Annotated in this window: 19 protein-coding genes; 8 read left to right on the top strand and 11 right to left on the bottom strand. The window is 45.3% G+C overall.

Features of this window, described 5'->3' with window-relative positions:
• Positions 1–2: 2 nt before the first annotated feature.
• The 5 genes from I1H34_RS17665 to I1H34_RS17645 form a co-directional block, all read right to left on the bottom strand.
• Positions 3–989: a CPBP family glutamic-type intramembrane protease gene (locus tag I1H34_RS17665; RefSeq protein ID WP_212662315.1), complete on the bottom strand. Its 987-nt coding sequence runs from the start codon at positions 987–989 to the stop codon at positions 3–5.
• Between the two features lie 273 nt (positions 990–1,262).
• Positions 1,263–2,183: a CPBP family intramembrane glutamic endopeptidase gene (locus I1H34_RS17660; RefSeq protein ID WP_212662314.1), complete on the bottom strand. Its 921-nt coding sequence runs from the start codon at positions 2,181–2,183 to the stop codon at positions 1,263–1,265.
• 512 nt (positions 2,184–2,695) lie between these two features.
• Positions 2,696–3,082: a nickel-type superoxide dismutase maturation protease gene (sodX, locus tag I1H34_RS17655; RefSeq protein ID WP_249369352.1), complete on the bottom strand. Its 387-nt coding sequence runs from the start codon at positions 3,080–3,082 to the stop codon at positions 2,696–2,698.
• The gene (gene sodN, locus I1H34_RS17650) at positions 3,057–3,536 is read right to left on the bottom strand and encodes a superoxide dismutase, Ni (RefSeq protein ID WP_212662313.1); all 480 of its coding nucleotides are present in this window, start codon (positions 3,534–3,536) and stop codon (positions 3,057–3,059) included. The genes sodX and sodN overlap by 26 nt, the downstream gene beginning before the upstream one ends.
• Positions 3,537–3,597: 61 nt before the next feature.
• Positions 3,598–4,086, bottom strand: coding sequence for a hypothetical protein (locus tag I1H34_RS17645; RefSeq protein WP_212662312.1), 489 nt, complete (start codon positions 4,084–4,086; stop codon positions 3,598–3,600).
• 566 nt (positions 4,087–4,652) lie between these two features.
• Here I1H34_RS17645 and I1H34_RS17640 point away from each other — a divergent pair.
• Entirely contained in the window at positions 4,653–5,159 is a 507-nt protein-coding gene (locus I1H34_RS17640; RefSeq protein ID WP_212662311.1) for a M67 family metallopeptidase, read from the top strand.
• 35 nt (positions 5,160–5,194) lie between these two features.
• Positions 5,195–6,367 (top strand): molybdopterin-synthase adenylyltransferase MoeB, encoded by a 1,173-nt coding sequence (moeB, locus tag I1H34_RS17635; RefSeq protein ID WP_212662310.1) that lies wholly within the window; start codon positions 5,195–5,197, stop codon positions 6,365–6,367.
• Positions 6,368–6,430: 63 nt separating this feature from the next.
• Here the strand turns inward: moeB and I1H34_RS17630 are convergent, their stop codons facing one another.
• Positions 6,431–7,060, bottom strand: coding sequence for a response regulator (locus tag I1H34_RS17630; protein WP_212662309.1), 630 nt, complete (start codon positions 7,058–7,060; stop codon positions 6,431–6,433).
• A complete protein-coding gene (locus I1H34_RS17625; RefSeq protein ID WP_212662308.1) occupies positions 7,060–8,325 on the bottom strand; it encodes a sensor histidine kinase in 1,266 nt (421 codons plus the stop codon). The genes I1H34_RS17630 and I1H34_RS17625 overlap by 1 nt, the downstream gene beginning before the upstream one ends.
• 958 nt (positions 8,326–9,283) lie before the next feature.
• On the opposite strand from I1H34_RS17625, the gene I1H34_RS17620 reads away from it, so the two are divergent.
• From I1H34_RS17620 to I1H34_RS17605, 4 genes are read left to right on the top strand one after another with little or no spacing between them, the layout of a single operon-like run.
• A complete protein-coding gene (locus tag I1H34_RS17620; protein ID WP_212662307.1) occupies positions 9,284–9,919 on the top strand; it encodes a sugar transferase in 636 nt (211 codons plus the stop codon).
• Complete coding sequence (locus tag I1H34_RS17615) at positions 9,916–10,836, top strand: phytanoyl-CoA dioxygenase family protein (protein WP_212662306.1); 921 nt, start codon at positions 9,916–9,918, stop codon at positions 10,834–10,836. The genes I1H34_RS17620 and I1H34_RS17615 overlap by 4 nt, the downstream gene beginning before the upstream one ends.
• Positions 10,837–10,842: 6 nt before the next feature.
• Positions 10,843–11,922, top strand: a complete 1,080-nt coding sequence (locus I1H34_RS17610; protein ID WP_212662305.1) for a GNAT family N-acetyltransferase — start codon at positions 10,843–10,845, stop codon at positions 11,920–11,922.
• Positions 11,923–11,982: 60 nt separating this feature from the next.
• Complete coding sequence (locus I1H34_RS17605; protein WP_212662304.1) at positions 11,983–13,059, top strand: GNAT family N-acetyltransferase; 1,077 nt, start codon at positions 11,983–11,985, stop codon at positions 13,057–13,059.
• Between the two features lie 163 nt (positions 13,060–13,222).
• On the opposite strand, the gene I1H34_RS17600 is transcribed toward I1H34_RS17605, so the two are convergent.
• Positions 13,223–15,883, bottom strand: a complete 2,661-nt coding sequence (locus I1H34_RS17600) for a bifunctional diguanylate cyclase/phosphodiesterase (protein ID WP_212662303.1) — start codon at positions 15,881–15,883, stop codon at positions 13,223–13,225.
• 874 nt (positions 15,884–16,757) lie between these two features.
• Between I1H34_RS17600 and I1H34_RS17595 the strand changes: the two genes are divergently transcribed.
• A complete protein-coding gene (locus tag I1H34_RS17595) occupies positions 16,758–17,864 on the top strand; it encodes an amidinotransferase (RefSeq protein ID WP_212662302.1) in 1,107 nt (368 codons plus the stop codon).
• A gap of 4 nt (positions 17,865–17,868) precedes the next feature.
• Entirely contained in the window at positions 17,869–18,885 is a 1,017-nt protein-coding gene (locus I1H34_RS17590) for an alpha/beta hydrolase (protein WP_212662301.1), read from the top strand.
• Here the strand turns inward: I1H34_RS17590 and fmt are convergent.
• The 3 genes from fmt to psbO form a co-directional block, all read right to left on the bottom strand.
• Complete coding sequence (gene fmt, locus I1H34_RS17585; RefSeq protein WP_315874888.1) at positions 18,813–19,811, bottom strand: methionyl-tRNA formyltransferase; 999 nt, start codon at positions 19,809–19,811, stop codon at positions 18,813–18,815. The genes I1H34_RS17590 and fmt overlap by 73 nt on opposite strands.
• Positions 19,812–19,906: 95 nt before the next feature.
• A complete protein-coding gene (locus I1H34_RS17580; protein WP_212662299.1) occupies positions 19,907–20,701 on the bottom strand; it encodes an RNA polymerase sigma factor SigF in 795 nt (264 codons plus the stop codon).
• A gap of 429 nt (positions 20,702–21,130) precedes the next feature.
• The gene (gene psbO / locus I1H34_RS17575; protein ID WP_212662298.1) at positions 21,131–21,934 is read right to left on the bottom strand and encodes a photosystem II manganese-stabilizing polypeptide; all 804 of its coding nucleotides are present in this window, start codon (positions 21,932–21,934) and stop codon (positions 21,131–21,133) included.
• Positions 21,935–22,509: the final 575 nt, after the last annotated feature.

The raw sequence follows: 22,509 nt of genomic DNA, 5'->3' as shown, positions 1-22,509 counted from the left end.
CCCTAAGAATTGGGGCGAGCTTGTCGGTGTTCTGCTCGCCATTCTGCAATTAACCTCCACACGGTAATCAAACAGAGCAATAGGCCGCCGAGCACATAGGTAGACACCAGTAATATGAGCACATAGTCTGTTCCGGCCAAGGACTTATCCTGTATCCCACTGCTCATACTCTCAAGCAAATTCTCAGATCCCAGACGCACGAGTAGCAGCGGCGTGATTGCACAGGCATTGTGAAAGCCATGGGTCAACACTGCCCACCAAAACCCGTACCGCAACCGAATAAATCCCAAAAACACCCCAATCACAGTTTGGGGCAACACCAAAAGGGGGGCTAAAAGCCAAGCCTGAGCACCTAAACTCGTGAAGTTCCCAAGATGAATTAGGCCAAAGGCTAAGGCAAAACTATAAAACAACCACCCTATCCATTTCTCATAAAAAGTATGGATGGGTTGAGAATCTAGTTCCTTGAGCCACAGCCATAGAACGACCGCTAGAACAACTGTGCCAGCCAACAAGGGTAATCCAGCGATGCGAGGGAGAACATCAGTCGCAGTTAGGGAAGATACAATCAACATCATCCCGATACAAAAAGGGATAGCTAGATTCATTGGGGTATAGCGCAAAGGCAATCGGAAGACCGCTTCTTCCCAAAGCGGAGCCAGAATCACCGCAAACAGAATAATTTGCAAGATAGGTACGGTTTTAGTAATCTCTAAGACTTTATTACTAGAGTCAAGATTATCTGCCAATCTGGAACTCAAAACACCTAGGGGCAAAACCGTCACTAAAGCCAATGCATAGAGCCTCAGAACATCAATAACACCTTGATGCTCTGTTGCCACATTCACCGTATAGCGGGGATGTCTTAAAAACTTGAGAAACCGACCCAGCAGGCTTTGAGGTAAGTCAGAGGGCTGAGGGGAAGATATGCTATGAGTCATAATTTCAATCAGCATTAATCGCCAGGCAATTAACGGCCAAGCGGTCATAAAAGAGGGATATAAATCGTTGCATTAATGTTCAGGCCAATAGCAGAAACAGTGATAGCAAGGGATTGTTTTCACTGTAATGCTAAACACTGCGCAGCAATGCTGTCGCTTGTAAGATGCTCCCTAGACTACGACGCATCCAGCGGTATATCGAGTGCCATTGAGGTCAGATTTTTCAGGGATCAGGGGCCAAATGCAGCGGATGAAACCTTAGTGCAAAATCGTATATAAGCTATTTTCCCAAAGGATTCTGCCCTGGTTGCCAGAATAAATCTAACTGTTTGCTTGGGATACTTGTCCTTCAGCTCGCCACTCAAGCACCATTTTTACCACGATGAAGAGGCACAATAGAAGAAAGGCAATCTGACCCAGATTCAATATCAGCGTCATCAGTGCTGGATGGGTGGCGATGTCTGCAGTTTCATGGGTTCCTGATGGTTGTGTCAACATCCGATACAAAAGCATCTGTCCGACTAATAAACCATTATGAAACGCATGGGTAAACACACCCCACCAAAACCCATACCTCAATCGGACAAAGGCAAAGAAAAGACCGAGCAGAAGCTGGGGGGAGACCAAGAGCGGTGCTAATAGTAAAGCCGACCCGTTAATCAGCTGATAGTTGGGAATATGAATCAGGCCAAAAATAATGGTAGAGCCATAAAAGAACCATCCAATCCACTTCTCATATTGTTTATGAATGGGTTTGGCAGGCATCTTCTCCTTGAGCCAGACTCGTAAAAACACACATCCCAAAAAAGCCAGGCATAACAAAGGCAACATCAATATGGCGGATATAACCTTTGCACTAGCTAATGTGCCCAGGATGATAAGTAGCCATAGAAATAGAGGGAATGTCAAATTTGCCGGAGTGTAGCGCAGAGGTAGCCGAAACAGAACTTCTTCCAATGGCGGAGCAATCACCACTGCCATAGTAAATATCAGTAAGGGTTGCTCTGCCATCTCACTGATAGCGTGACTGCTTGACAGCTTCGCAGCCAGAAGACCCACCATAATTGCGAGAGGAAGAATAAGCACTAAAGCTAATGCATAAAGCCTGAGAATATCTTTGAGAGGTTGGGGCTGCGATGGGACATTGACAGTATAGAAAGGACGGCGTAAAAATCGATAGAATCTACCGAGCAAGCTGCCGAATGGCTGAGAAGGCTGCTGGGAAACCACACGTGAAGTCATGGAATAAACAAACCAGTATCAATTGCAACAAACGGTTCACAGCCTGAGTAGAGAGAAACTGGCAAAGGTTGCTAAATCCTACTCACTGTAGGTTTGGGGCAGTGAACATCAATATACTTAGGATGCCCATATTCCAGCTTAAGCTTAGGTATCGAAGAATGCATTTCAGCCAAAGGCATGCCCCATCATAATTGCGGTTAACGAGAGAGGGTTAAAACTTTCCAGATTGACTCTTTACGCACTTGTAGATTTTAGGACGACTATATAGAAGGCTCGTCATTAAAGGTAGAACCAATGACTCTCCAGCGAATTAGCGAAACCACCCTTTATTTAATGCCTAACACGCTATGGCAACTTTGCTTACCAACACAGTTGAATTTGCTTATCTTTATAGATACGATCATTGTTGAGGATTTTCAGGAAACTACTGCTAGGGGATAGAAGTTTTGCCATTGTGAATCCTGAGAAATTCAACCATCTCTCCCCTTGCATCTGCTGGAATGCCCTAAATCCTAAAAAAAACTAGTGACTTTGCCAACAATATAATCTAGAGAGACAGCATGAAAGACTCGACTATCTGTACTTTCAGCTGTGTTGTCTCCTATCAGGAAATAGGAATTGTTGTTCACTGACTGAATACGCTTGATTAAATAAAGCTGATGCTGAAAAGGATGCCGCGCCAACACAATCTCTCCCGCTTGGGGAGTCGTCAGATGATAGGCCCCTGGATGAAGCAAAACCTGATCGCCAGGATTTAACGTCGGTAGCATGGATCGTCCTTGCACTTCCCAACGTCGACGGCGGCGGCAGCACCATAACAAGAACTCCCAAACGGTGCAGTCTGGGAGTGATGAATTTGCAGGGAAATCTGGTTTAACTGGCTTTGTACCAGGACACATCTGTGCGGTTTTTAGTGGCCCAAAAGACTTTATGCACTTCCTCAACCGCAGTTAGGAGTTCTTCAGCATGTTGGAGGTTGACCTCCACCTTGCAAGAAGAGCAAAGCTTCGCTGCTTTCCAAAACATGTCGTGCAAATTAGGATATTGCTCCAGGTGCTGGGGCTTAAAATAGTCTGTCCACAGGATCAAAATTTCTTCTTTAGCCTTCTGGGCCTGCTCTTCTTTAATTTGAATATATCGGGACATCGTATTCAGATAAGTCGCCATAGCTTGCGGATTTTGATCGGCTGGCGGTTGTAGATCCAAAATCTTGCGAGTCATCGAGACTACCGCTTCTGTATAAATCCTTGCTGTCGCTGGATCATAAACCCCACAGGGACCATCACAATGAGCATGAGCAATAGGAGCCGGGAACCAACGCTTAATTTGGGTCGTAATTTGTCGCAGAACCATAACTAATCCTTAATCTGAATCGAAACAATCTTCGCCAAGGTGTCAGTCAAATCCATGAATACTATACACGCAACAACCGAGGTTGTATCTGACTGAAAAACGTCTGAGCAAGCTCAGAAGCTTGCGAAAACACCTTATAAGCTTTATCAGGCTGTCCTAAACGCTGATAAAACTCATAGATCTTGAGGCTAACCATTTTCAACGCTTTCGCAGCTTCTATGCGAAGACATTGAGAATATTGGGTGGCATACATCAAATCAACCACTTGATCTAAGACTTGTTGCATCGTTGTTTCTGCAACATGGAGATCCTCAAGTTTTACTAAATTATCGGCCAAATTGTGGCAAGCAATCGCATAGGCATGAATGGCTTCCGGGTGACGACGCTCTTTCTTGGCAGTCATCAACATCAATTCAGCTAAAGCAATGGCTTTGCGATAGGCCTGTAGCGCCTCCAGATGTGACCCTGCTTGAAAACACTGATTTCCTGCTTGACTGTGCAACTGCCAGTTCATTTCATAAGAGGAATAAGTCTGAGGATCGTAAGACATATCGTGCAATTCTCTTGAGTGAAGTTGCCAAGGGTTACCCGTCGATCAACTATTTCTAAAGTAGGGGGGTGAATGGAACATCGTTAACCTTGAGATCAAGATAGGAATTGGGCCATCTCGCTGCGATTAAAACTCACTCAACATCATTTGCCTTTTTTGGGTTAGCAAACGACATACGTAAAGACCTATTTATCAGCACCGCTCATTGATTCAGACTGTTGACTAATGAGTATTATGCTGACCACGTCATTACCATAGACATCATGCTGTCATATCTAGCTACCAATTGCAATCTATTATCAATAAGCAGTTTAAGGGGCTTAAGCAAATCATCTTAGGGATCCTTGTTCATAGCGTTTTGCTTGCAGTTCAGCATTTTTACGTATCCAGATAAACAAGAGAGACACAGCTGAAGGAAGAACAAGTTCAGTGGCTTACTTTGGAGTAGCTGCTCTCACTTCAATCCCCACAAGGAGATGTTGAAAAGCTTGAAATCTTCTATTGGTTCAGAACTCTCAGGAAAAAATCATGGGAGGGTAAGGATAGATCGATTTAATTAAATTGCCGTGCTAACGCTTCACCCCTATCAAATGGATCAGATCTATGCCCATGCCCAAGCCTGCTATCCAGAAGAATGCTGTGGACTGATGCTCGGGCAAATCCTAGAATCAGACGCTCAATCAGAAAAAAAACTGTTTGAACTCTATCCTCTAGATAATGCCTGGGACCAAGCCGAATCATCCATACAAAAAGAAGAGTCAGGAACACCTTTAACCACAACCCGTCGCTATTGGATTGCTCCTCAAGATTTATTTAACGCTCAGAAATACGCACGCACTCAGGGTTGGGATATTATAGGGGTCTACCACTCACATCCCGATCACGAAGCCGTGCCTTCTGAATGCGATCGCAAATGGGCTTGGCCCCAATATTCCTATGTGATAGTTGCCGTCGAAAACGGTGTACCCCACGACTTTCGCAATTGGATACTGGATGACCAGCAACGATTTCGAGCAGAACAAATCACGGTTGTGGATGCTATGGTCACATCAACCCTTGAAACAGATATTTAGAAACCTCATACATCTTTCCTCTAAGGATGTCCGTCATGCTTAATCCCAACTTGGACCAAATTCAGCTCAATAAAGAAGAATACGAGCGGTTCTCTCGCCACCTCATTTTGCCGGAGGTGGGCCTAGAGGGACAAAAACGCTTAAAAGCCGCTAGCATCCTTTGTGTTGGCACCGGGGGCTTAGGGTCACCGCTATTACTCTATTTGGCAGCAGCCGGAGTAGGCCGTTTGGGCATTGTTGATGCCGATGTGGTCGATAGTTCCAACCTCCAACGCCAAGTCATTCATGGAACGTCGTGGGTCGGCAAGCCTAAGATCGAGTCCGCCAAACATCGGATTCACGAAATCAACCCCCTCTGTCAGGTGGATCTTTATAACACCTGGCTCTCCTCAGAAAACGCCCTAGAAATTGCTGAGCCTTACGACATTGTCATTGACGGTACAGACAATTTCCCCACCCGCTACCTGGTCAACGATGCCTGTGTCTTATTAGACAAACCCAATGTGTATGGGTCTATCTATCGATTTGAAGGCCAAGCCACCGTATTTAACTACGAAGGGGGTCCCAACTATCGAGATTTGTATCCAGAACCCCCACCTCCTGGTCTGGTGCCCTCTTGTGCTGAAGGGGGTGTGCTGGGGATTTTGCCGGGAATTATTGGCATTATTCAGGCTACCGAAGCGATTAAGATTATTTTGGGTCAGGGTACAACCTTGAGCGGTCGTTTGCTGCTCTTTAACTCCCTTGACATGAAGTTTCGAGAGTTAAAGCTCAGACCCAACCCAGAGCGACCTGTGATTGAAAAGCTGGTGGATTACCAAGAATTCTGTGGTATTCCCCAAGCCCAAGCAGCCGAAGCGGAGCAACAAGCCAATATGGAAGAAATGACGGTTCAAGATCTCAAGCAATTGCTCGATAGCGGTACGGATGATTTTGTCCTCTTGGATGTTCGCAATCCCCATGAATATGAGATTGCCCGCATCCCTGGCTCAGTCTTGATCCCCTTGTCTGAGATTGAGAGTGGTGAAGCCATTCCCAAAGTCAAAGAGCTACTGAATGGTCACCGTCTCATTGCTCACTGCAAGATGGGGGGTCGCTCGGCCAAAGCATTGGGCTTCCTACAAGAAGCAGGCATTGCGGGTACCAATGTTACGGGTGGAATTACGGCCTGGAGTCGTGAAATCGATTCTTCTATACCTGAATATTAAAGGCCTGAATTTATAGGTGTAAATGAATTTAATTTCAGGTATGAAATGCCCCAACCTACGCGGCTAACGCTGTTGTAGGTTGGTGGCTAGGATGGCAGCTTGGGTGCGATCGCGCAAATTTAAGCGTTTCAAAATACTATTAACGTGGTTTTTGACGGTTCGTTCAGAAATATACAGGGCCTCAGCGATTTCCCGATTGCTCTGGCCCTCTGCTATTAAGGCCAGGACTTCTGTCTCTCGGGGCGTCAGTTCTGCCAATTCCGGCGGTTCTGCAACCGTTGGCGTTGCTGTGATCATCTTTTCAAACAAGCCAGGGCCGAAATGCGTATACCCTTTATGAACGGCCCGAATTGCCTCTGCCAATTCATCAGAGGGCGTATCCTTAAGCAAATAGCCCTTTGCCCCTAGCCGCATAGCTTGAGAAACATAATCCTCATCATCAAACGTGGTTAGGACCAAAATATTAATTTGAGGGGCCTGCTGTCGGATCGCTTGAGTGGCAGCGACCCCATCCATCACCGGCATGCGCATATCCATCAGGATAATATCGGGCTGGATTTCTAGGGCTTTCTCAATGGCAACTTGACCATTCTCTGCTTCACCCACCACTTCCAAATCGGGTTTTGTGTTGAGCAGACTGGAGAGCCCTTCACGCACAATCCCTTGATCATCTACCAACATCACCCGAATCATCACTCTTCTCCTAATCGAGGAATCTGGATCTGAATATGACAGCCTGTTTGAGGTTGGCTGTGTAGTTCGAATAGACCGCCTAAGGCCACTGTCCGTTCCTGCATCCCTTGAAGACCAAAGCCCGTCGTATTTTTCCCCGGCAGAAATCCTTTGCCATTGTCAGAAATCTTAAGAGACAACTCCATCTCCTGCTCAGTCAAATTAATCGTAACCTGGGTCGCTTCACTGTGCTTGGAAACGTTAGTCAGGGCTTCTTGCACCAAACGATAGAGAGCTGCAGCCATTTCTCTAGGGACCGGAGTCTCTAGGTGAGTAGAGAATTGAACCTGAATCGATGTCGTGCGTTCAAACTCCTGGGTCATTTTGGTGAGGGCTTGGGATAAGGATTGACCTTTTAGCGGGTTATTACGAAGGGTAGCAACGGTATGCCGGACATTTTGGAGTGCGTCTTTCCCGAGGGATCGGGCTTTCGTCAAGTGATCAGAAGCTTTAGCCCTATCAGTGGCCATCCATACCTCTACATTTTCGAGCTGAATACTTTGAGCCGTTAGGGAATGGCCAACGGAATCATGCATTTCGCGAGCAATTCGGTTCCGCTCCTGCAAGGTAGCTTGATTTTCGATCATTAAGGCATATTTCCGCAGGCGCTGATTCGCAGATGCTAATTCTGTTCGACTGAGATGCTCCGTTAAGAGCGCTCCCACCATCAGCAATACAAAGATCAAGACCAAGCCAAATAAGAGGGCACTCCGCAACTGCAAACTCGCCACCAATTCTTGGGATAGTCCCCTGCCCCGCCAAGGGGGGGGAGGACCCAATCGCGGTGGACGAAAACGTTGGGGTCCCATCATTAAGCGGGCCAGAAAAGAGCCATAGGCAACGGATGCAACCATCAATCGCTGCTTCCAAGGAAACAATAAGCAGGCCCGAATCACCACAATCAATAGCATCGGGATAAAGTAGTCTCGGAGCCGCCCCCCCATAAACACCGTTGCCCAACATAGACATAGCCCCAGACAGGTATAGAAGGCCTTCACCTTTTGGGATTGATGGATAGGCAATTTGAGCCCTAAACCAGCCAGAGTCAGAATACTCAGCAATATCCCTAAGGGAAATCTCAACCCTCGCCCTGGAATGACGTGGGGCAACAGAAAATGATGGCGGGGGAAAGGCACAAACAAAGTTAATAGGGCAATCCCCAGCAAAATCCATTCCAAATACAGAAGCAAACGAAAAGGATGGTTGGATTTTAATAGCCGAGACATAGATGCCCCCAGTCCAGAGAAGGATTTACCAGGCTCCTAAGGCTCTGATGTTCTCCCACTATAGGTGACGGTTTCTAGGTTGGTTTATCTCCCAGAAGTTCTTGGGCTCAATCAGGATCATTCGTCTCCCAGAACACAAGTTAACAGAGAAAGGGGGTCCCATATTCATTAACAGAGAGACATTAACGGTCAATTAAGATCAGTTCTTGGCTTCATACAAAAAATTTGATGTTGGATGCAAAACATCTATAAAATGCATAAAAAGTAGCTAACCTTTGCCCCTTATACACTTTGAAGCATAAGAAAAACTTGGAATCATGCAGTTGTCTATTCAATTGATAATGATCACTTCTGAACTGCCATCACCCCGTCAAACCGCCTCTCCTTTCTCGATAGAAATCAACCTCAGACTCTCTTAACTTGAGATTGGAGAACATAATCATTTTCGATGGCTGACAATTGTCCTCTTGAGCCCATCCATCTTTATCAGGGAATAGAGATATATAGCTTCAAAACTTTCTATGCTAACGATAGAGAATGATAAGAGTCGCTCCATGGCTTCACATACGTTAGTGCCAAACAACAGCTACTTCACTGTTGTTATTCAGGTCTTTACTAACTTCGATTATGTCCGGCTCCATTGATATATGCACAAAGGATTTTCTCTTCGACTCCTAAAAGCTAACTATCATCAGTATCAATTTAGTTCAATTTTTTTTCATAAAGGACTATACTGATGCAAAGATTAATGAGCATCTTGAATCCAAAAATAAATTAATATTTTTTGATCTACAAAAATATTAGTTCTTCTAAAGATCTGTTCAGGTTTAATCAAAAGATATTTCTACAGCAGTTGAATCAGTGAATCTTATTGTTTAACTCCTAATCTCAAGACGAGGGGTACATCAGTTACCAGGATAATCCGTTCATCTTTTAGCGACTTTGACGATTGATCATCATGGCTTCTTCCTCTGTCCATCACCAAATTCAGATTGTTTCGAAGTGGGTTATTGATCGCACAGTTGCGTTGTTGGCCCTTATCCTGCTCACACCCATTTTAGGGATCATTGGGATCGCAATCTGCATCAAGATGGGTTGGCCCTCCTGGTTCACCCAACCTCGCCCTGGTAAAAATGGCCAAATTTTTACCTTCTATAAATTCCGTACCATGACTAATCAGCGGGATAGTAATGGCCAACTTCTTCCTGATGAACAGCGGTTGACGCCCTTTGGCCAATTTATCCGCAAGACAAGTTTGGACGAGCTGCCTCAATTGTGGAATGTGTTTCTAGGGCATATGAGTCTTGTAGGTCCTCGCCCCTTAATTGTCGAGTATCTTGACCGTTATACCCCAGAACAAAATCGTCGTCATGAAGTATTACCAGGGATTACGGGACTAGCTCAAATTAACGGCCGCAACGCCATTAGTTGGGAATCTAAATTTGAGATGGATGTTTGGTACATTGACCACTGGTCTCTGTGGCTCGATTGCAAAATCCTAGCTCTGACGGTGTGGAAAGTGCTGCGGCGAGATGGCATTAATCAAGATGGCTTTGCGACCTCAGAAGAGTTTATGGGGACCCTAGATCGATGAGCCCTCAAGCCCTATCTACTATGCAATGGGAGTCTCTGGATCAATCCTTAAGTGCCCGGCAACAGGCTCTGCTACCCACGGACAAAGATGTTGATTTCTATCGTCAGCATGGCTGGTTTATCTCTCAACCCGTCATTGCGGATACCGTTATTGAGCAAGCGCTCGCGGGCACGGAAAGCTACTACCGGGGGGAGCGTGATACGGTTCTTCCCGTCAACGAAGGCTACAGTAATTGGCAGCCCAGTGACGGCTTTGACACTATTCGCAATAACGAATTTGTGTCTTTACAAAGTCAAGCCCTGAGGCAATTAGCACTCCAGCCAATGGTGGGGGCAATTGCAGCAAAATTAGCGGGCACTCAACAAATCCGCCTCCTGGATGATCAACTGGTTTACAAGCCCCCTCAGGATCACACCGCCCAAACTAGCGTCGGTTGGCATGCCGATCGGGCTTACTGGGCCACCTGTACCTCTGATCAGCTGCTAACTGCTTGGATTCCTTTCCATGACTGCGATGTTGACATGGGGCCATTAGTGGTGATCGATGGCAGTCATAAATGGTCAGGCTTAGAGCATCTGCGAGGCTTTAGTCAGACTGACCTAACCACCCTATCGACACAGCTCCAGCAGCTTGGCATTAATCATTCAATCAAAGAAATTCCCCTCACCCTACGTAAAGGCCAAGTCAGCTTCCATAACTGTTGGACCATCCATGGCAGCTACCCGAACCACAGTCAACGAAACCGCCTTGCGATCGCAGTGCATCTTCAAGATGCCTCCAACCGCTATCGCCCTTACAAGAATGACAAAGGTCAAGCCATTCATATGTTTGACGAACAGCTTTGTCGAACCCTCCCCAACGACGATCCAGACTTTAGTGACCCGAATGTATTTCCAGAACTATGGTCAGAATCTTAATCAGTAATGAAAATAAAAGTATTGGATTGGCGCGATCCCTTATGGTCAGGCACCCTGACTCACCTCGCTCACGACATTTATCACTTACCTGAATATCTATATTGTGAGGCCCTAAGAACCCAAAGTATTCCAGAAGCAATCCTAATTACAGAGGGGCAAAAAGTCTGTCTTATTCCCTATTTAAGACGTGCTTGCCATTCCATTCCAGCAGCATCCGCTAAAGTTTATGACATCACTTCCCCCAATGGTTATTCTGGATTTTTACTCAGTCCAGCAGCCTTAGAAGATGCAGCATTTAGACCTAATGCTTGGCAGCAATTTCTCCACTTAGCTAAAGAACAGGGGATTTGCTCAGCATTTCTTCGCCTTCACCCTAGTCTCAATACAGTTCATCCCCAAGGGATGAAGGACATTCTCATCAAAAAAGTGGGTCAAACGGTATCCATTAATTTAGAGCTTTCAGAATCAGACCTTTGGAGTCATACCCATAAAAGTCAGAGGAATAAAATCAACAAAGGTAAACGACTGGGGTTAATAGCTAAGGTCAAGCCATTTTCTGAATACATCACTGAATTTTGTAATATCTATGAAGCCACGATGCAGAGGGTCGAGGCTGAGACCAGCTTTTTTTCATTCAATCGAGATTACTTTTATCTATTACAAAAGCATCTTAGTCATAAACTATTTGTCTGTGTTGTTGAATACCAAAATAAAATAATTTCTGCTGGACTCTATTCTGAATGTTCTGGCATTGTCCAAGGATTATTAGGGGGCACAACTCCTGAAGGATTAAAACTTTCTCCCACTAGCTTGGAGTTTTACCAAACTAGTTTGTGGGCAAAGCAGCGCGGTAACACCATGCTCCATTTAGGCGGAGGAGTAGGATGTACGGAAGATGGTCTTTATCAATATAAAGCGAATTTCTCGAAACAAAGGCATGGGTTTTATACAGCATCTATTATCATTAAACCGATACAATATAAACAGCTCCTTGAATCCCATTCAAAATCCCATAATATTGATCTTGATCATTTAAACTCTGTTCAGTTTTTTCCAGCTTACCGATACAAATCTAATCCCCAGTGAGGTTTAGATTCCACTCATTTTTTACCAAGTCTGCAATATAAGTCATAGGTGAAATCGCAAATGGATGTGCAGATACTTGCATTAGATAATCCTCTCTGGCTTCAAGTTCTGGATGGTATTCGACATGATATTTATCACTTACCTGCATACGTTTCCATTGAATCCAAACGGTTAGAATCTCCTGCTGAAGCGATTATTATTCAAGAAGAAAGCAAAATACTTTTTTTACCTTACTTGCTTCGTTCCTGTAAAGACTTTTACCCTGAGCATCTAAAAGGTGGAGAAATATTCGATATTATCTCTCCCTATGGATACTCGGGAATAGTCTTGAGTCAAGAAGCAATAAAAGACCCAGCATTTATTCAGTCAGCACTCAAAGAGGTCATTAAAGCTTTTAAAGCTAAAAATATTTGTTCAGCTTTCTTTCGACTTCATCCTATTTTAAGCGCTCAGTATATTGAGCACCTTGATTCCTCTATTGCCACCCCAGATGGTGTAACTGTTTCAGTTGATTTATTGCAATCGGAGTCCAAGATTTGGGCCCATACAAGGAAAGGGCACCAAAGCACCATTAATAAGTGCAAGCGGTTAGGACTGCAAGCCAGAATCGTTCCTTATTCTGAGAGCATGGAAGTCTTTACGTCCATTTATACCGAGACAATGAATCGGGTTTCGGCCACTCAATCCTATTACTTCAATAAAGACTATTTTGAAGACTTACTCAATTTAGGTGACAAGCTGCACTGCTGCATCGTAGAAAATACCGACCAAATTATTGCTGCCAGCTTATTTTTTGAATGTTGTGGCATCGTTCAAGCCCACTTAGGTGGGACTCGTACGGCATTTATGTCCCAGTCTCCCTTTAGCTTATTGCTCCATCATATGCGCCTCTGGGCAAAAGAGCGGGGCAATGAATTTCTACACCTGGGCGGGGGAGTAGGAGGATCTCAGGAAGATCGGTTATTTAAATTTAAGTCCGGCTTTTCTAGGCAGCAGCATGATTTTTATACCCTCAGACTGATTATCAATCCCGAAGCCTATTCTGAATTACTCCAACATCGAGCTCAATCTATTGATGTACCGGTTGAGAAACTTCAACAATCCACGTTTTTTCCGGCTTATCGAATAGCCTCCTAATCGAGAGAATTACCCCTCAATACGTAAAGTTAAGGCTTACAATGTTGCCGTACTCCAACTTCTCAACTTTTACACATTGCGAGAGTTAATTTCTCCTCTGTTTTGACCTCAATGATTACTAAACATACTCGTGAATCCCTAAGCCATACGATCAGTTGGCTACTTAATGAACTTGAATTAGCTGAGGATTATTGAGAATAAAGACTTCAGCGGCATCACCCGACAAAGGTTGAGAAAAATAGTTTCCTTGGGCTTTCTGACAAGATAGCTTCTTCAAGTAATTGAGTTGCTGTTTGGATTCAACCCCCTCCGAAACAGCATCCATTTTCAACTGATTGGCCAAGCTAATGATCGTTTCAATAATTTCTTGATTTTCGCCCTGTTCACCAATCCGATTAATAAAAGATTGATCAATCTTGATTGTATTGAAGGGAAAAAGATGGAGATAGCTGAGGCTAGAATACCCTGTACCAAAATCATCAATACTGAGTTGAATTCCTCTATCTTTCAATTGATTTAAAATTACCTTTAATTCGATCACATTCTCCATCAAAATGCTTTCAGTCAGCTCTAAAGACAATTGGTGACCGTTTAATCCAGATTGTTCTAAAGCTCTATCAACCTTGGTGAGCAGGTTTGGATCTTTGAGTTGCTTAATTGACATGTTTACACTGATGGAGTAGTGCACTGCAGCAGGATAGGTTTGCAGCCAAGTTGCCATCTGCTGACAAGCCGTTTGCAGAATCCATTCCCCAAGAGGGACAATCAAGCTCGTCTCTTCGGCAATCGGGATAAACTCAGTTGGCGTAATAAATCCTCGCGTTGGATGAGGCCAGCGACTTAACGCTTCAAACCCAGATAATTTACCGGTCTGGATATCGACAATGGGCTGATAAAACACCCGGAGCTGTTGGTAGTCAATGGCTTGCCGCAAGTCATTTTCTACTTGCAACCGATCCAATGCTTGCATATACATCCGTTCATTAAAGATTTCAAAACAAGCTTTGCCTCGATTTTTGGCCCGATACATGGCGATATCTGCATCCCTGAGAATATCCGTAGCCTGGCTGTAATCTGGCGAACTCAGGGCTATACCCACACTGGCTGAAATAAAGACCTGCCGATTCCCTAAATCAATAGGAGAGCTCAATTCTTGCACAATCCGATCGGCCACTCGCACGGCATCGTTGACTTCCTCAATGGGTTCTAAAAGAATGACAAACTCATCTCCCCCCAATCGAGCCACGATATCTGTAGCTCTCACAAGGGAATGAAGCTGATGTGCGATCGCACCTAGTAACTGATCCCCCACTTGATGTCCGAGGCTATCATTGACAATCTTGAACCGATCTAAATCAATAAACAGGACTGCAAATAAATAATGGGGATGACGCTGCGCCTGCTTGACCGCTCGTTCCAATTGCTCCATAAAAAAAGCGCGGTTGGGGAACCCCGTCAAAGGATCGTGCAGTGCCAGATGCTTAAACTGTTCTTCGGCCCGTTGTCGCTCTGCCACTTCTTTCTTTAAGGCTAGATTGGCCGCTTCCAAATCACAAAAAGTGGTCTGCAGTTTTTCAGCCATGCGATTAAAGGAACGCTGGAGAACACCAATTTCCTTAAATCCTTTAACAGAAACCGTTTGATCAAACTGCCCCGAGGACATTGCTTGGCTAGCCTGGCTGAAACGGAGAATGGGTCTAGCGATCCAGCTGGCAGTACAAATGCCCAAATAGATCGCACACCCCAACGCTAGAAAACAGAGCAACAGTGTTGTTCGCGTGTTGGCATCGATCTGAGCCATAAAGCTAGACTCAGGAATAACCAAAACGCTGAGCCAATCTAATCCATGCTGATCTTGCAGCGGCATCACTTGTAGAAAATATCGCTGCCCCTCAATAGAGAATTGGGTTTGGCGTCGAGCATTGATCTGCTGAAGCCCTCCCGTTTGCTTTGCTAAATAAGTAGCAGTAGCCTGGACAATACCATCTTCACTATGGTTAGCCATCAATCTTCCGGGCCGATGATTCCGCCAGACAAACGGCAGCTCATTGGATGAAGTTGCAACAATGTCACCAGAGCGTTCCAGAATAAACGTCCGGCCAGAGTCACACAAACTCAATTCTTTCAGGAAATCACTAATTTGGGCCAGGGATAGATCCGTCGCTAAAATGCCCTGGAATTTTCCCTGAGTATCATAATAGGGCTGACCTAACGTGATGGCTAAGGTGGGCGGACTTACCCAGGGATAGATTTCTGTCCAGGCAGATTTATCAACCTGTTGAGGCACAATGTACCAGGGACGCTGACGAGCATCAAAATTAGGGGATGTTTCAAGATACTGTTTGCGATCGCCCTTGGTATCAATACTATAGGTTTGCAGTGCTCCCGTCTTTTCAGTCACTTGGTAGGTGAGCGTACCATCATCATTGACCGCTAAGCCTACAAACTCCCCTTGCGAATTGCCAAATTGAATATAGCTAATCAACTTAAACACTTGGCTCTGACGCCAGAAATGGCGTTCCATACTCTGGAGATCATTGAGCTGGAGTTGCCCCATATCGAGGGCATTCGCATTCAGTTGATTGACTTGATGAGGAGTCAACAGATAAATATTGAGTCGTTCTGAAATCCGATCTCCTGCCTCTGACATCAACTGATTGGCTAAGTCCTCTATCGCCTCTTCACCATTACGCAAAGATAAGTAGCCTACGAGGCCAACAGAAACCAATAATTGCAGAACAAATAGAACAATCAGAATAAAACGCAGCGGCAACTCTCGATTGACTGGAGAACTAATCTTTTTCCAACGTTTTAGCTGTTCCATGTCATCAATGCGAACCTTTTACTGCATTTTTCTGCAATAAAATTACTAATGCAGCGATTTTATCGTTATACCACCAATAATTATTCATTAGTCAGAGAAGGCAAAAATCAATCCAATTCATTCATTAAACTTTAATCGACAGAGGCGAATAGAGCAGGAGGTTACATTGACCTCATAATACTGTCCAAGCTGGAAGTATCATCCCTATAAAAGCATCCAGGATTTCACATTAGTGACTAAATCATCAACTGATAAAACACTCAGGCAATCACTTAATGAAACAAATCAATCGTTAATCTTAAAAAAACAATATTTTTGCTGGTATTTCTTCATTCACATCAACCAGAATTTTGACTAACTAAGACGAGAGCATTTCTAGGTCGTACAGCGGGTCACTCAAATACTGAAACGATCCAATATGGCCAAGTGCTGAATGAGTTCTGAAGGTTGCTGGCCCTTGCAATCAACCTTCAGAACTCATTCTCGACCTAAAAATCGGTCAAGGAAAGGTGATTCCAGGTTATCTGATGTGATCGCAGCAAGAATCCCCTCACCACTTTCACCAAAAACCTTTAGCAGAGAAGTGTGCAGCCATTTTACGAGAAGGGTAGGCATGTCAGAAGATGGACGACTTACGCCAGACCCCTAACTACTCTTTAGCGCGAAAGGATGCACAATAAATTCCTAGATTATTGACTCGAACAGGAGCCAAACTTTAGCTTTAGGAGTCTATAGGCCAGTAAAGATGGTGCAAATCGTTACAGACAAAGACACGGCTGCTGAGCAAGATTGATTTTCTGAGCAAGATCTCATACAGTTCTGAAGAAACTTTCGGCATCAACCGGTGGCCATTCGAAATAGGTGAGGAAGGATAATGACGGAATTGATGACAGACTCGATGGATACGACGATTGCAACCCCCTGTCCAGTCAATTCCTATAATGAATGGGATCCATTAGAAGAAGTGATTGTGGGTCACCTAGAAGGGGCGATCATTCCGCCTTATCACGTGACCGTTACCTACAATATTCCTCCCAGTACCGCCCGGTTATACCGGATTTTCGCGGGACAGAAATATCCAGGCTTCTTGCTCAAAAAAGCCCAGCGGGAATTAGATGAATTTATTCACATCCTAGAATCTGAAGGGGTGGTCGTTCGACGCCCTGAAGTCATTAAAGGAACCAAGCGCTATAAGGCATTAGATTGGTCTTCTAAGGGATTTTGTACTGCCTGTCCTCGCGATGGATTTATGGTGCTGGGAGACGAAATTATTGAAACCCCCATGGCATGGCGGTGCCGCTATTTTGAAACCCATGCCTATCGTCCCCTCTTTAAGGAATATTTTGCCCAGGGAGCCCGTTGGACCTCTGCACCAAAGCCAGAGCTAACGGACGATCTGTTCGATTATTCCTTTAAGCCCCCCGCCAAGGGAGAACCCATTCGGTATGTGATTAATGAGTTTGAACCGGTCTTTGATGCTGCCGATTTTGTCCGCTGCGGCCGCGATTTATTTGTGACCCAAAGCAATGTCACCAATCAAGCCGGGATTACTTGGCTCAGACGCCACTTAGGCGATCGCTATCAAATTCACGAGATTGATAGCTCTTGCCCCACCCCCATGCATATCGACTCTACCTTTATTCCATTGGCTCCAGGAAAGGCTTTGATTAACCCTGAATATATCGATGTAGATAAGCTTCCTAAAGCCCTTAAATCCTGGGATATGCTGGTTCCCCCCGAGCCAGATCCGATCACGGGCGTCCCCTCCATGTGCAGCAAGTGGATTAGCCTAAACGTCTTGATGCTGGATGAGAAGCGGGTGATCGTAGAGGAAGATCAAACTTCACTGATCGCAGCCTTCAAAGATTGGGGATTTGAACCGATTAAATGTCCCTTTATCAACTTTGCTCCCTTTGGGGGTTCCTTCCACTGTGCCACCCTTGATATTCGCAGACGCGGCACCTTGCAGTCCTATTGTTAGGCCAATGCAGTCATTAGCAAAGAAGTATCAATTGGACTGGAAAATTCAGATTCTAGATAGGTTATTAAACCGCTCCCAGTCGATTGAGCTGTTAAGCCCTGAAGCACTGCGTCAAAGGAATGAAACAACGCGCCCGGCTGTTATCAATTGGCTAAAGCATGGGCGCAAACGCAAACTGCCCAAAATTAGCAATCAATGGGTGGCGGGTCGCCATGGAAAGATTCCCATTAGGCTCTATTCCCCTAGCTTGAATCCCCACCTCCCCTGCATTGTTTTCTTCCATGGCGGTGGCTGGGTAACGGGTAATCTGGACACCTATGATGCCTTCTGTCGCCAAATTGCCTATCAAAGTGGGGCTTTAATCCTCTCTGTAGCCTATCGATTAGCACCTGAATTCCCCTATCCCACTCCCTTAGAAGCTTGCTATGATGTGACCCAATGGGCAGCCCAAAACGCTGAGGCTTTAGGGGCTGATCCTCAACAACTGATGGTGATGGGAGATAGTGCTGGGGGAAACCTGGCTGCTGCTGTCTGTCTGATGGCCCGCGATCTGAATGGTCCAACTCTACAGAGACAGATTCTTCTTTATCCTGCCTTGGATGGCACCCTTAACCATCCCTCTATGGATCAGTATGCGGATGCACCGGTATTAACAAAACCTGCCATGGAACACTTCGTTAATCAGTATGCCAAGTCGCCTGCAGATATTCAGTCCCCCTATTTTTCGCCACTCTTAGCTGAAGACTTAAGCCAATTACCGCCTGCCCTGGTGATCACAGCTGCCTATGATCCCTTACGAGATGAAGGCCAAGCCTATGGTCAGCGCTTACAACAGGCCAGTGTTCCCACTCAAATAACGGACTATCCAGGAATGGTCCATGGCTTTCTCAGTTTTTCCCGATTTTGTAGCGGTGCAAAACCAGCCTGGGCTGAAATTACCCAATATCTTCAGGCCGCCGTTTCTCCCAACTGCTCCCCCATAGAGAGTCTGAATCCATTGGCAAAGTCCCCCCCCGACTGACGACGTTTACCCGCCATTTGCAGGGATCGCAATAACAATAATCCATCACCCGTTTGCACAACTGGACCTTGCTGGGGCGCAATATAAACGATGCTACCGGGGTCAGCGTCTGAAGTTGGCATGACCTGAGTGAGAGCTGCTAACTCTTTTGGTAGAACAGCTGCATAGGCTTCCCCTAGGGGAGCTGTTGCCATGATTTTAAGGCCAGATTCTCGAAATTGAGTCACACAGCTGGGTGAAAATCCTCGAACCTGATTGTGAAGTGCGATCGCAGATCGAGACCAATCTAATGAGAAATCAGATTTCTGAATCAAGGGAGCATAGTTTGCCTGTTCAGGATCTTGAGGCGTAGGCGTAATGGTGTGTTGGTCTAGCTGGTTCAAGGTATCTATCAACAAGTCACCCGACAAATCAGCCAAACGAATCGCCACATCCAGGGTATTTTCCAGCAGGCCAATCTCAATACTTTTGTTCAACAGCATATCGCCGGTATCCATGCCTTCATCCATCAGCATAGTTGTGATACCCGCTAGGGGTTCACCATGATATAGCCCCCACTGAATGGGGGCAGCCCCTCGATATTTGGGAAGCAAGGAGCCATGGCTATTAATACAGCCTAAGCGGGGCATAGCCAAGATTTCAGGGGAGAGAAGTTGGCCATAGGCGACTACAACAAAGGCGTCCGCCCCTTGCGATCTCAACTCTGCCAAAATCCCTTGATCTTTTTTTATATTGTGAGATTGCCAAATCGGCAATCCTGCTTCCATCGCCACCCCTTTCACAGGGGATGGAGACACTTTGCTTCCTCGGCCGCGCCGTTTATCCGGCTGAGTGACCACCCCTACCACCTCTATATCAGGTGCTTGGAGCAGACGTTCTAAACTGGGAACCGCAAACTGTGGGGTTCCCCAATAAATAAGCTTAATCACACTGCCAATCTTGGCTCTTGCTTACAACTTTGGCATCATACCCCAGCTCAGCAAAGTTCAAGTCCCATTCGATGGATAAACAGCGAAGGAATCTAAACGGTTTTCTCTGTTGCTTCTTCTGAGCCTTTCAACATTTGGCGGAGAGAAACTAACCCTTTTTTGACTTGACGGGAGACCGTCACAGCACTGATACCCAAGACCTCAGCCGTTTCCTTTTGAGTTAAGTCATGGAAAAAGACAAACTCTAATACATCCGAGGTCCGCTTTTCTAACTTAGATAAGGCCTGACGCAACCGAATTTGATCTTCTTGAGCTAACTGAAAACTGTGATAGTGGCGATCGGGCAACAGTTCCCCCAAAGACATGGATTCTTGCTCAGAATTATGCACTGGAGCATCAAGGCTCAAAACAGAGCGATTGCAGGATGCCAGCTTTACTTCTTGCCATTCTTTTTGACAGATATCTAAGGCTGCAGCAACCTCAACATCCGTAGGTTGTCGTTGTAATTCATCTCTCATTTCTCGGGTCACATTAATGGCTTGCCGCTGTAGCTCATGCCATTTTCGAGGGATCCGAACCTGAGGGCTTTTATCCCGCAGATAATGTTGAATTTCTCCTCGGATGTAGGGAACGGCAAAGGAGCTAAAGGCATGTCCCTTAAACGGATCAAATCGTTCGATGGCTCGAATTAAGCCGAGGGAACCCACCTGCATTAAATCATCAAAACTTTCAGTAGAATGACCAACCCATCGATGGGCCTCTCTCCTGACTAAACCCAAATTCATCTGTACGAGGCGATTTCGCAACTCAGTGCATGAAGACTGTTGATACTGCTGCAATAACTCCAAGCTTTCACTTTTAAGATTATTAGTAAGAGTTGCGGTCATGTCAAAAAAATATGAATTTGTCTTTTAGTCCGTTCTAATTAAGGATTCTGAGGAGAAGAAAACTAATTTGAACCTTCCATTAACTTAAGAAGTCAAAGGATAAACGGACATCAGCAAATCCACGGAACTTTACTGAACACTCCTTAACATTCCTTATTTATCTATCATCTCTCTGTGCTTTTGGGCGTATGGAGATCTCGACAAGCCAGTGACAGAGAGTGATTTGAAGAGTGTAGAATCAAAGCCTGGCAACTCTTAAACTCAACTAAAATCCCTCTAGTATAGATGGGGTCAGTAAGAATACGCAGTCTCCCCATTCGCTTAATTGAGACATAAAAAAACAGGTGTGTTTTAGCTAAACACACCTGTTTTTTGAATGTATATTTTAGGTTACAGAATAACCCTAAACGTTATATCTAAGAGATTTTCTTAGTTAACGCGACCATAGAAGATTCCTTGAACTTTCACTTCTAAGGGGTCAATAGCACCTAAGTCACTATCCGAAAACTGCTCGCTTTCGAAGGTGCCACCAAATTCTCCAGTTTCGTTATCAACAGAAGCAACATCCATGGAGATACTACCTTTGGTGAGGTCAAAGCGCTTGGCATTGGCTCGGTTCAGCTTATCAGCATCTGCGGAAGCAGGAAGTGCAACAGCATTGTCGTAACCAGTGGAAACACCCCGGCCTTTAGGATCTAAGAAACCTGAAGTCCGGTAGGAAGGTACTGCATACTCTCCAGAGAAGCTCGTTCCATCGGCGATGGAGCTGCCGGAGGCAGAAGCCAGAAGTTCCTTGACGGTGAACAGCATGGGTACGCGCTCACGGCCAGAAATTTGTACAGTAATGGCTTGGAAGTCCATGCCATCGGTCTCTTTGAAAGTTAGACCGCCGCCATCAGCAGACAAAGGTCCTTCAATCTGCTCAAGGGTGGTTGTTTTCCGAGTCATAACGCTCGCAGGCACGAATTCGGCCTCTTGGCGAGGGTTCTTAGGCTCTTCCTTCACAAAGAAAGAAGTTGGTTGGAAACACAAATCTGTAATGTAGGCAGAGCCTCCGACTGATATGGTGTCACCGGTGCCTGTAGGAAGGGTTGGGCAGCTATCAGCCAGACCAGTGCCTTTTACCTGGTCATAGGTCATAGAGCTGGGTACAACTGCCAAAGCCTTGGCGTTGACTGAGAAAACCCCCAGACAGACCGCTAAAAAAGTAACGATTAAAGTGCGAAATCTCATTGATCACCCTCTAGTATCAAAAGTTATGTTTATTCTTGCCAGATTGCCATCAAGGCACTGATGACCATGTTTGGTAAGACTTTTAGCTTTAGAGCCAACAATAATTTCTATCGGTAATGTCATAAAACGATGACCTTTCACAGAGTCTGCACTTTAGGGAAGTAAGTGCTATGCTCTGGGTGCAAGTGCACCGAAGAAATCGTCTAGGAGAAGGGTAGAACCTTTATAGATTCCACTTGAAAAAAACCACCTATACAATTGATGGGTGGTCTTCTGCGATCGCAGGAAGGATTCCCTCTCTCATAGAGCATTGTACACGGCGTTGACGCTTTTACTATGCTTGGTTTTAGAAATCAGGTGTTTAATCTGCGACAGAGATTGCCAGGATAAGATGGGAATTCGCTATCCTACTGACATATACATTAATGAATGATATCTATTTACTGACGGCAGTCCCTAACTTAGATATCTGTGATATTTGATCCCCCAACCGCTTCAGCCCACAATTCTAGGCCTAGTCCTTACAAAAACCACCATCAGCCCCACTATTTGGAGTGTTAGCTCTAAATAGTGGG

The sequence above is a fragment of the Acaryochloris marina S15 genome, from assembly GCF_018336915.1.
In the GTDB taxonomy this organism is placed as follows: Bacteria; Cyanobacteriota; Cyanobacteriia; order Thermosynechococcales; family Thermosynechococcaceae; genus Acaryochloris; species Acaryochloris marina_A.
This window is presented reverse-complemented; position numbering and strand designations above follow the sequence as displayed.